This window comes from Congregibacter sp., assembly GCF_047617445.1.
GTDB lineage: Bacteria > Pseudomonadota > Gammaproteobacteria > Pseudomonadales > Halieaceae > Congregibacter.
This window is the reverse complement of record NZ_JBLGBE010000099.1, coordinates 1-11009: the sequence shown is the minus strand read 5'-3', so window position 1 is coordinate 11009 and position 11009 is coordinate 1. Positions and strand designations below refer to the sequence as shown.

The 11009-nt window shown below is 52.1% G+C and carries 10 protein-coding genes; 4 read left to right on the top strand and 6 right to left on the bottom strand.

Features of this window, described 5'->3' with window-relative positions; translation table 11 throughout:
• The coding region (locus tag ACI9KD_RS15615; RefSeq protein ID WP_414982100.1) for a ligand-binding sensor domain-containing protein at positions 1 to 2627 on the top strand (2627 nt) is incomplete at its 5' end.
• Between the two features lie 2 nt (positions 2628 to 2629).
• Here the strand turns inward: ACI9KD_RS15615 and ACI9KD_RS15610 are convergent.
• Positions 2630 to 3388 carry an enoyl-CoA hydratase/isomerase family protein gene (locus tag ACI9KD_RS15610; protein WP_414982099.1) on the bottom strand — a complete coding sequence of 253 codons (759 nt, stop codon included), beginning with the start codon at positions 3386 to 3388 and terminating at the stop codon, positions 2630 to 2632.
• An 80-nt stretch (positions 3389 to 3468) separates the two neighbouring features.
• On the opposite strand from ACI9KD_RS15610, the gene ACI9KD_RS15605 reads away from it, so the two are divergent.
• From ACI9KD_RS15605 to ACI9KD_RS15595, 3 genes are all read left to right on the top strand, one after another.
• Entirely contained in the window at positions 3469 to 4062 is a 594-nt protein-coding gene (locus ACI9KD_RS15605; protein ID WP_414982098.1) for a DNA-3-methyladenine glycosylase I, read from the top strand.
• 61 nt (positions 4063 to 4123) lie between these two features.
• On the top strand, positions 4124 to 5425 hold the full coding sequence (locus ACI9KD_RS15600; RefSeq protein WP_414982097.1) for a TetR/AcrR family transcriptional regulator: 1302 nt from the start codon (positions 4124 to 4126) through the stop codon (positions 5423 to 5425).
• Complete coding sequence (locus ACI9KD_RS15595; protein WP_414982096.1) at positions 5422 to 6282, top strand: acyl-CoA thioesterase; 861 nt, start codon at positions 5422 to 5424, stop codon at positions 6280 to 6282. The genes ACI9KD_RS15600 and ACI9KD_RS15595 overlap by 4 nt, the downstream gene beginning before the upstream one ends.
• Before the next feature lie 40 nt (positions 6283 to 6322).
• Here the strand turns inward: ACI9KD_RS15595 and ACI9KD_RS15590 are convergent, their stop codons facing one another.
• The 5 genes from ACI9KD_RS15590 to ACI9KD_RS15570 all read right to left on the bottom strand — a co-directional run.
• Positions 6323 to 6886, bottom strand: a complete 564-nt coding sequence (locus tag ACI9KD_RS15590; protein WP_414982095.1) for a histidine phosphatase family protein — start codon at positions 6884 to 6886, stop codon at positions 6323 to 6325.
• Positions 6883 to 7590 carry a histidine phosphatase family protein gene (locus ACI9KD_RS15585; protein ID WP_414982094.1) on the bottom strand — a complete coding sequence of 236 codons (708 nt, stop codon included), beginning with the start codon at positions 7588 to 7590 and terminating at the stop codon, positions 6883 to 6885. The genes ACI9KD_RS15590 and ACI9KD_RS15585 overlap by 4 nt, the downstream gene beginning before the upstream one ends.
• Positions 7590 to 9341: a bifunctional isocitrate dehydrogenase kinase/phosphatase gene (gene aceK / locus ACI9KD_RS15580; RefSeq protein WP_414982093.1), complete on the bottom strand. Its 1752-nt coding sequence runs from the start codon at positions 9339 to 9341 to the stop codon at positions 7590 to 7592. Before aceK ends, ACI9KD_RS15585 begins: the two co-directional genes overlap by 1 nt.
• A gap of 24 nt (positions 9342 to 9365) precedes the next feature.
• Complete coding sequence (locus tag ACI9KD_RS15575; RefSeq protein ID WP_414982092.1) at positions 9366 to 10154, bottom strand: SDR family oxidoreductase; 789 nt, start codon at positions 10152 to 10154, stop codon at positions 9366 to 9368.
• 60 nt (positions 10155 to 10214) lie between these two features.
• Positions 10215 to 11009 (bottom strand): acyl-CoA dehydrogenase (locus ACI9KD_RS15570; RefSeq protein WP_414982091.1); only part of this gene is annotated, 795 nt, incomplete at its 5' end.

Below are 11009 nucleotides of genomic sequence, written 5' to 3'. Positions count from 1 at the left end.
GTGTGCTGGCCGTTCGGTTTGAGCACAGTTTGCACTTTTACAACCGCCCATCGATCAACAACGCCAACATTGCCAGACCAAGAATTTCTGCGCTAAAACTTAGCACCAATGTCATTACTACCGAGAGATTGGGATTCTGCGGAGGAACAGAACAGCTGATTATCTGTGGGCTAGCCCTGCCACTAGAAGAGCAAATCACGGTATTCACGGCCCCTGACAACTCTAAAATCATCGAGATAGTGTACATGCAGTCAACAAATGAAGTGTGTGTACTCCTTGACGATGACCGAATTCAAGTCTTTGACATCCAGGGGCTAGGCGTGATCCGTCAGTTCAACCTGCCCGAGCTTGCTGATAGTGAGCTCAGATCGATGAAACATACAGAAGGGAAAGTGTTTTTTGGAACAGACAGAGGATTGCTCTACCAGAACATTGAAACAGGGAAAACGGAGTATGTAGAAACCGGTAAATACACAGCCGTAACTGATTTTTTTCTTATGCCACATGGGATTTGGATTTTATCCGAAAACGGAATGGCCTATCTAGCAGCGTCACGTGGAGAGTCATGGCAAGGACCCAACGCAGCACAGTCTCTTGAAGTTCTTGGCTTCGTTGAAAACGAGGATAACGGGGTATTCATTGCGACGTATGATGGAATATTTTACTGGGATAGAATTTCCGGCACTCATGTGGAATCTTGGTCGGCTACAAGCGACGAGTCTATCGACTCAAGAGTCACGTCGCTAGGTCTCAAAGACGGGTACTTGTTTGTCGGAACTTTCACAGCTGGATTTCGCATCTTTGAGGTGGCTTCAAACGGGAAGCTTGTATCGACAGTGGGCCATCATCTTAAAGACAGTGGCATAACAACTATTCGACCTACTAAAGATGGACTATTAATCGGGACTGACCATCAAGGCTTGAAGTACTTTAGTAACAATAGCGTTGTTGACATACCCATGCCGTTGGAATGGCAAAAAGATCGGTCGCCCGTTACCAGCATAACCACTCTTCACCAGGTAGACAGGTTCTTAGTGACAACAGAAGATCAACTGGTACTTGTCTGTACCGACCGTTCTCAGCCATATGCTTGCTCCGCACAGTCAGCGAGGACAGGAGCGCTGAAGCCTCGAATTATTTCGTCCACATCCGACTCCGACGGATCTATCTGGCTAGGAACGCTAAACCATGGACTGCTGGAAAGTTCCGTTACTGAATTAGAAGGAGGAGCAACCCTTCGCCGATCATCTCTCAACTCTACAGACAATCTCTCAATCTACTCCGTGATTCTAGAGACCTCCGGCAATTTATGGGCAGCGACTAACAATGGGCTGTTAGTGATCGATACTCGATCAGGTGATGCGCGACGCCTGGGTAGAATTCACGGCCTGGCGAACATAGATTTCAATCACGGCGCAAGCCTAAAGGCCGGGCAAGACCTTTATTTTGGTGGCCACTTCGGATACGACAAAGTACGGCTAGCGAGTACATCGAAGGCGGACAATCCCACTCCTATTTGGATCAGAGGTTTCGCAGTAGGCGGAGTTTTCTACAGGCGTAACGAACAGCTTGTATCTTCCTCCGAGCTAACAATAGCTCCGGATCAAGGCACGATTGATTTTCATCTAACCGTGAACGACTATCGACTCCCATTACTGCATCAATATCAACACAAACTCGAAGGATTCGATAACAACTGGCAAAACACCGGGAACGTCAACGTTGCCACCTATCAAAATCTACCACCCGGTAACTATACGTTTAGAGCCAGAGGCGCGAACTCCACGGGCGTGTGGAGTGACAACGAGATCAATCTTCCCATTCAAGTTCTACCACCGCTATGGCGATCATGGTGGGCTCTACTTAGCTACCTTGTATTAGCACTGGGAATATTCATGTATCTCAAACGGCTGAATGATCATTACGTCGCTCACAATGAACGACTCAAACTAGCAGAAGAAGGAAGCGCTGCCTTTGCACGGCTAGAAGATGACTATCAGGCGCAACGAGAAGCGAACGAGGCCCTACTACTGCGACGCGCCCCATCAGCCAAAGCGTTGCTGGACGCTGTAGAAACTGCACTTACGGCGCAGCTTGCTGACACTGACACCAATCAAGCGGCATCGGCGCTTGTGAACAAGCTACGAACGCTGCGTAGCCTTCAAACACTCACAGACAGAACTACCAGGGAAGAGCATACAGACCTGCATGCCGTAACCAATGAGATCGCCGCTCGGCTCGCTGCGTCCAACGAAGTCGCAACTCAGGCCATCATAAGCAACGATGTGTGCAGTGACCCGATTACACTGGACCATGCCCTATACGTTTGCCTGGTTATCCAGGAGACTCTTGAACTAGCTACTACAGGCAGACGTTTCGAGAGTCTGATTGATCCACTAATCTACATCAGTATGGCGACACCAGTACTTACAGAAAACGGTGAGTACAGCTATGAACTACTAATCGAAGATAGTGGGCTTAAGGACGATGACAGTGATGCACTCGAGAGGCTCTTGCCTCTCACCTTCCACCTTATTGAATCCGGCGGAGGTGAACTCTCAGAAGACTACGACGCAGGAAACATCCTCACTATAAAACTACTCTTCCCTGCTAGCTCGGCGCTATAGCCTTACTTACCCAAGAACTCAGGCATGCGTTTTTCGCGCTGCGCGGCAAAACCTTCTTGCAAGTCATCAGACTCTTCACACAAACGCGATAACTCGGTAGCTCTTGAAGTATCGACAGCCCCTCGGCCTGCCTGGCCAATGAGTTCTTTCATTGCTTTAGTAGCCAAAGGAGCCAATCCTGCCATGTGCAATGCCAGCTCCTCCACGCGCTCGTCGAGCTCGTCTTTCGGCACCAGATAGTCGTAAAAACCTACTCTGTGAGCTTCAAGGGCATCCATCGCCTCGGATGCTAAAAGCATCCGGCGCGCCACACTGGTGCCGAGTTTCTCCACAAACAGGGAGATGCCCGCCGGCGGATAGCACAATCCAAAAGCGGCTGCAGGTACGCGTAAGCGTGTGCCGACAACGCCCACACGAAAGTCGCAACTAAGCGCCAACTCTGTCCCACCACCAAACACATTGCCATTCACCCGCGCCAACGTGGGTATCGCTAACGTCGCCAAGCTGTGCATCACACTCTGAAAGGCGTCCGGTTTCAACGCACCGCTATTGAGATCGCCAAGAGAGGCGCCTGCGCAAAACGTTTTATCCCCTGCCCCGGTAACAATCAGCACACGCAGCTCGGAGTCCGCTTCGATTAGATTCAACACCTCACCAATGCTCTTAAGCTCAACTGCACCTAGGGAGTTGTGGCGCTCTTCGTGATTGATGCACAGCGTGCCAACGCTGCCGTTCACTGCATATTCAATCGTCTGGCTCATGCTAAGCTCCTGATTTTTGGGCATTCTTGCACAGCATTGATACCTCGTCATTGTTCTGGGCTAAAACACGGAGGATACACATGCAACGGTGCGACTGGTGCGGAGACGACCCTCTGTACATGAGTTACCACGACAAGGAGTGGGGTGTCCCCCTGAGGGATGAACAGTCAATGTTCGAATTCCTGGTTCTTGAGGGCGCGCAGGCGGGGCTCAGCTGGATCACGATATTACGAAAACGTGAAGGCTATCGTTCGCTGTTTGATAACTTCGACGTGCAAAGAGTGGCCAGCTACAGTGACGCTGCGCTAGAGAAAAAGCTCGAAGACGCCAGAATAGTCCGTAATCGACTCAAAGTTTACGGTACCCGTAAGAACGCACAGGCAACGCTCAAGCTTTACGAGCAAGGCAGCACCCTCCTTGATTACTTTTGGGACTTTGTCGACGGAAAGCCGCTACAAAACTCTTGGCACGGCATGTCAGACGTACCTGCGTCGACTCCATTATCCGAAAAGATCAGTAAAGATATGAAAAAACGGGGCTTCACCTTCGTCGGACCAACCATTCTCTACGCGCATATGCAGGCCACGGGTATGGTCAACGATCACATCGTCAGCTGTGGGCGACACCAAGAATGCGCGGTACTCGACCAACAGTTTCGTAGACAGGGGCGATAAAAATACTTAAAGTTGGAATTTCCAACCTTACAGTATGCCGAGCCGCTAAAGCAGCCCCTGAATGACCACCAGCAGCAACACAAATAGCACGTCTCCATTCAACCGTAAGGCGCAGCATGATGCTAAGCGCATCGCTATTCTTTCGGAAGCTGCGCGGCTTTTTAACAGCAAGGGATCCCGCGCCACAACGCTTCAAGACGTGGCTCGCGGGCTTGGCCTGACAAAAACCAGCCTCTATTACTACGTACGCACCAAAGAAGAGCTGATCTTCCAGTGCTATGAAGTCACCATGCAGCGGCAGCATACGATTATGGATGCGCTCGACAAAGCCGAGATGTCCCCTCTTGAGCGCGCCGGGAAATTCTTTAAAAGCCAGTTCGAGGGGTGGTTAAGCGCCCAAACAGGGGACGACGTACATATCGCCGCGCCTCTGGAAATCGCATCGCTAAAACCCACGCACCGATCGGCGATCGAGTCAGAATACATCCGAATGTTTAAACGTCTCCGTCGCTATCTTCGGGAGGCCGGAGAGTCCGGCGAGGTCCGCGCCCTGGAAACCACTTCAGCGACCAGAGCCATTATTGGCGCAACGGATTGGGTATTTCATTGGCTACATCAATTGGAGCGCGCGGACGTCCCAGGCGCCGCCGATGCCGCCTGGGATATCATTTTGCACGGCCTTGCCGCCCCGCATGGCGAGTATCAAGCTACCCCTCTGGAGATTAGCACCGACACAGACCGCCCCGCCCAGGGTTTCGACCGAGAAGAGCAGCATCGACAAAAACAGGAGGCGTTTTACAAAGCCGGCACCTGGTTCTTTAACCGCAAAGGCTTTAATGGTGCTTCGCTTGATGAGATAGCCGAACATCTCAATGTCTCCAAAGGTGCGTTCTACTACCATATTCGCAACAAAGAAGACCTGTTATTTGCCTGCTATATGCGCTCCATTGCCATTGTGCAGCGCATCGATGCGCTGGCCATGCGCGCACAGGGAACAGGACTGCAAAAGCTGGATGAAACAGCTCGGCGGGTTTTTCATGCCCAGAACTCGGATCTCGGCCCGCTGATTCGCTACAACACGATTACCGCACTACCTACCCCACGCCGAAAAGAAATTCTCTCTGCCACGGAAGATGCAGATAGTCGGTTCGACACCTTCATTGGCGAAGGAAAACTCGATCGCAGCATACGTGACGTGAACCCCCTTTTAGCGCGCCGGTTAATGACCGGAGCCATCAACGCTTCCATGGACATCAGCCTGTGGCGCGCCATTGATAATATCGACGAAGCCGCCATCGAGTATTTCGATATTTTTTACAACGGACTCCTACCAAGAGAGCCATCGCGAGAGAACACACAATGAGCGACCTATTGCAGGACTTGCTGAATCACCTTGAAGTAAAACGTATAGACACCTATCTGTTTACGGGCAGCAGCCCGGAGCGCCCCCGGCGTATCTTCGGCGGACAGGTACTTGCGCAGAGTCTTAACGCCGCCAATCGCTCCATAGACGGTGGACGCGTTGCACACTCGATGCACGCGCACTTTCTGCGTCCAGGTAATCCTTCGAAACAAATCGTGTTCGAAGTGGACCCCACCCGCGACGGTCGTAGCTTTGCAACACGGCGGGTCGTTGCCAAGCAAGATGGAAAACCTATATTCATTACCTCTGTGTCTTATCAAGAGATCGAAGAGGGCCTAAACCACCAGGCACCCATGCCAGAAGTTGAGGGTCCAGAGGGACTTCAGAATGACTTTGACTACTGGACCGAGATGGCGGCGAAGTACCCTGACCGATTCGATGCACCCTTCTCACAGGCCGTTGAGCGTAGAGTGGTCAAACGTCGCGACTACGCATCACCACAGCCAGAGGACGCGATTTCTCACATGTGGTTTAGAGTCCCGGGGGACCTTGGGGACGACGCAAACCGGCATCAAACGCTAATCGCCTTTATTTCAGACTTCGCATTGCTCGGTGCAGCACTTCTGCCGCACCCGTACACCGCGGCCAGCAAAAAGATCCAAGCTGCAAGCTTAGATCATGCGATCTGGTTCCATCGTCCGGGACGCGCCGATGATTACCTGCTTTACAGTATGGATAGCCCTAATTCAGGGGGTGGCCGTGGATTTAGCCGGGGACAGTTCTTTAACAGGGATGGCGAGCTTATCGCCTCTACGGCACAGGAGTCGCTAATACGCTTGCGACCCAGCTCTCCCTGAGAGCCTGATTAAGCCACCGGTACCGTACGCAAGAAGAGCCTTAGTTGACCACTGTCGACATCTGATCGCCGAGGGTTTTGACGCGGATTGTTGAGTCACTGCGCTCCAGCAAGGTCACCGAAGCATTGTCAGGCCAGAACACCAGCGTCTCCTCACGCTGTGTATACCACCCCACAAGCGCATTGATGACAAGAAAATGCGTGAAGATAATCGTAGATTCCGGAAGCTCTTCTACCGCCTGCACAATACTGTTGCGCCAACTATGCAGACTTTCTTGCTGCTCGCCCCACTGCTGACGCATAAAACCTCGCAACCAATCCTGACGCTGCTCAAGAGGCACTGGAGAGGGAACCTCCCGAAAGCGATCGTCGATTGATACAGCGACTCCAAAGCGCTCTGCAAGTGGTGTGGCGGTCTCCTGAGCGCGCTGCAAAGGACTGCTAATCAACGAAATCTCAGATGCGCTCACCTGAGCCTCCAAGCTATCCGCAGTCGCTTTGGCTTGCGCATGGCCCAATTCTGAGAGGCCGGGATCTGCGCTTTGCCCCCAACTCGCCGCAGCTTCTCCGTGCCGAACCAAATAGATCAAGCGCGTACTGCTCATCGATAAGTAACCAGCTTCTCACCGCGGGATACAGAGAGCTCTCGAAGGAAAGAGCAGTCATTAAAATAAGACAGCGATACTCGATCTGCGCTGTAAAACAGCTGCGTTACGGAGCAATTGAACACAGGCTCATAAAACTGATATGCCGCAGACCCGGGCAACTGTAGAACCGCCGCTGTCAGCGCCGCTATCGTGCCGCCGGAGGTAAATACACCGACAGTCCGGCCCGCGCCCTGATTCGCAACAATGTCGCGCAGCATGCTATGCACACCCGCAGAGTACTCCGCCCAGCTTTGTATCGCGGGCTCATCGCATTCAGGCGAGACCCAGTAGTTAAACACCGCCTCAATCACTTTCTGAAAACGCTTACTCGAATCCAGTCCCTGATCAACTATCGCCTTAATATCGGGCCGCGTCTCCAAGATCTTTGGGAGCAGATACTCCAAGTGTTCATCGTTGCGAACTTCATCCAAGCGCGCATCCTCGACAAGCGCCACCTCCCCCGCTTGTGCTGCAAGAGCCAAGGTTCCGGTGTCTTTCTGTCGCTCCAAAGTGCCGCAGTACGCCGCGTCAAAGGCCACACCCGTGCGCGCAAGATACTCCCCGGTCAGCGTAGCCTGTAAGCGACCCAAGGGAGACAGCTCGTCATAGTTTTCAGCACCAAAGGATGCCTGCCCGTGGCGGATAAGATAGATACTGGCCATTAAATTTGTCCAAGCAAAGAAGGTTCTTCATCACGGGGAAAGCGTAGCTTTCTCCGATAAGGGTAAAAGGATTCGACGTAACCGCTGCGAATCTGCTCCTGCAGCGACTGCCAAAAACGCGCCTCGTAAATATCCGAATGTTTCTCGTCAAAGGCTTTCCGAGCACGTTGATTTCCCGAGAAGAACAATCGAAATTCTTCGGGAAATATGTCGTTCTGCCCAACGGAATACCAGGGCTGGCTGGCCATTTCTTCCACCTCGTTTCGAGGTTCTGGAATAATGCGAAACTTACATTCGGTGAGCAGTACAATCTCATCGTAGTCGTAGAACACCACACGTCCGTGCCGCGTAACGCCAAAGTTCTTGAGCAACATATCGCCAGGAAAAATATTCGCAGCTGCCAATTGTTTGATGGAGTTTCCATACTCATCCATCACAGCTTCAACTTCGTCATCCGTCGCATCTTGCAAATACAGGTTTAACGGTGTCATCCGACGCTCTACGTAAAGGTGCCCAATAATCAGTGCTTTCCCGTTCTCCTGAACCTGTGAGGGAGCAACCTGCTTGAGCTCCTCAATCAACTCTTCAGAAAACCGATCCCGAGCAAAAGCCAGATTCGTAAATTCCTGCGTGTCTGCCATGCGGCCCGCACGATCAGAGCGTTTCACCAACCGGTATTTGGCCTTCACCTCTTCGTGCGTGACCTCTTTGGGAGGCGTGAAGCGATCCTTGATGATCTTAAACACGAACGGGTATGACGGCAGCGTAAACACGCTCATCACCATGCCCTTAATACCCGGAGCGATCACAAACTTGTCCGTAGTCGACTCCATGTGACGCACTGCAGACCGGTGGTAGTAGGTCTTACCGTGCTTGTTGTAACCCATGGAGCTATAGATTTCAGAGATAGGCTTGGCCGGCATGAGCTTAGCCAGAAACAAGACGTACTGTGAAGGGATAGTTGCATCCACCATGAAGTAGGTGCGTGTAAAACTGAACACAACACTCACCCGATTCGAACCGAACAGCACCGTATCGACGTATACGCCGCCGTCTTCGTTATGTAGCAGGGGCAATACAAAGGGCATGCTGTCCTGTCCGGACAACAAACGACCTACGATATAGGCACCCTTGTTGCGATAAAAATGGTTAGACAGCACTTCCAGGCGCAGCTCGTTCTCGTTCAGCTCGAAACCTGGATCAAGCTGTAGCTCATCATGAAAAGCCCCTACCAATCGATTGACGTCACGCTCCATATCTTCGTAAGGGATGTTGAAGCAATAGTCGACGAGTAGTTTTTCAAGGGTCGTGCTAAGGGAACTCTCCACCGAGTAGTAGCGCAGAACCGGGCTGCTGTCGGACAAGGGGATATCCCCTTGAGAAGAAAACACAAAAGCGTAGTCATTGCGCACCTGCTCATGCAAGAACACGGCGTTATATACAGAGTTGTAAAAGGTTTCGGCAATCTCAAAATTATTGTGATTGCGAATCAGCCCTGCATAGATTTTGCGGGTATCGCGCCAAAATTCGTAATTGCGAAGTTCCTCTCCTGCGACAAGCTCCACAGTATCCAGAACAAAATTGACTTTGAGCTTATAGAGATCAATCCGCTGGATGGTTGCCGCATGAATACCCAGCCAATCAGCGTTTTCAAATCGTGACCGCGCACCCAGCGTGATGTTCTGAAAGTCGGCAAAATACGACTCAAAGCCATTGAGAACAATTCGCGCAAACCGTTCGCGTCGTTCCACGCTACCCCCACTGCCTCAAAGTAATTAGATTTCTAGATTGCCAAACTGGCGACGCAGTTTACGCATCCCACCAATCCATCGATCGTAGTCTGCAGTCTTACGCTCGCGATAGGTTGCCACCTCTGGATGCGGAAGAATCAAAAACTGCTCCTCGGCGAGTCCTTGCACTACCACCTCGGCAACATCCGCAGGGGTCAAGATGCCATCAACGCCGGCGGTACCACCTTCGGTATTGCCAATCATACGCGTAGCGACAGCTTGAGGGCACAAGCAAGACACCTTGATGCCGGCATCACCATGAGTGATCGCCAGCGACTCAGCAAAGCCCACAGCGGCATGTTTGGTCGTTGAATAGGCCGCATCGCCAACCTGGCTCAGCAAGCCAGCGGCCGACGCTGTGTTCAGGAAATATCCTTCTCCACGCTCAATCATTGACGGCAAGCAGGCACGTGCCGCATATACGTGACTCATGACGTGGATATCCCACATAGCCTGCCAAGTATCATTGGCGGCGGACGTTGCATACCAAGGAGGGCCATCTAGAGCGATAATTCCGGCATTAGAGCAAAACAGGTCAATGTGACCAAAACGTGAGATCACCTCCTGAACCATTGATGCAATTTGCGCCTCGTCTCGAACGTTCACCTCAAAGGCAGTACCACCAATAGCCTCCGCTACAGCCTGCGCAGAATCCAACTCGAGATCGGCGACAATCACCTGAGCAGCGCCCTCGGCAGCAAACCGCTCGCAAAGACCTTTCCCGATTCCGTTGCCACCACCGGTGACCACTACAACTTTACCGTTCACATTCATTTACGTTGTCTCCAGATACAAAAAGGCCCCCAAGCGGGGGCCTATACAACCATCGAACCCTTAGGCCGCATCGCTCATGTTGGCAACACTGTCAGATGCCTGTGAGCCATAGCTCAAGGCATTGAATTGCGACTGGTGATGATCTCGATCCCCGAAAGTCGCGTTGATCATCATCAATCGCTTGGCGTAGTGCGCAATATCCAACTCATCGGTGAGGCCCATACCGCCGTGCAACTGAATAGCCTCTTCGAAGATGTGCTTACCGCACTTGTGCGTCATCACCTTGAGCGCATGCAATTCTTTGCGTAGATCATCGTCATTGTTGTCTAGCGCACAAACCGCTCGATATAACATGGACTTTGCCTGCTCGTAAGACATAAAGGTGTCCACCATGCGGTGCTGCAGCGCTTGGAAGCTGCTAATCGCCACGCCAAACTGCTCTCGGGTCTTGGTGTACTCAAGCGTCTTGCTATTGAGCTGTCCCATGAGACCTACGGCCTCACCACAGAGCGCTACGATGCCCTCTTGGACTACGCCATCCATAACCGCAAAGCCATTGTTCAACTCGCCCAGAAGCGCATCAGCGCCCACGCTAACGTCCTTGAAGGTGATATTGGCAACAGTCTGGCCATCCATGAGTCGATAACTGACTCGCTCGACGCCGGACGCGCCTGCATCTACTAGGAACAGGCTGATACCACTACGATCAACTTGCTCACCAGCTGTGCGCGCAGCCACGATGAGCGTGTCTGCATTCATGCCGTTGCTGACGACAACCTTCTCACCATTGAGCACAAAACTATCGCCAGAGGCTGTCGCCGTGGTGAGTACATCTGCCAACTCATAGCGGCTTTG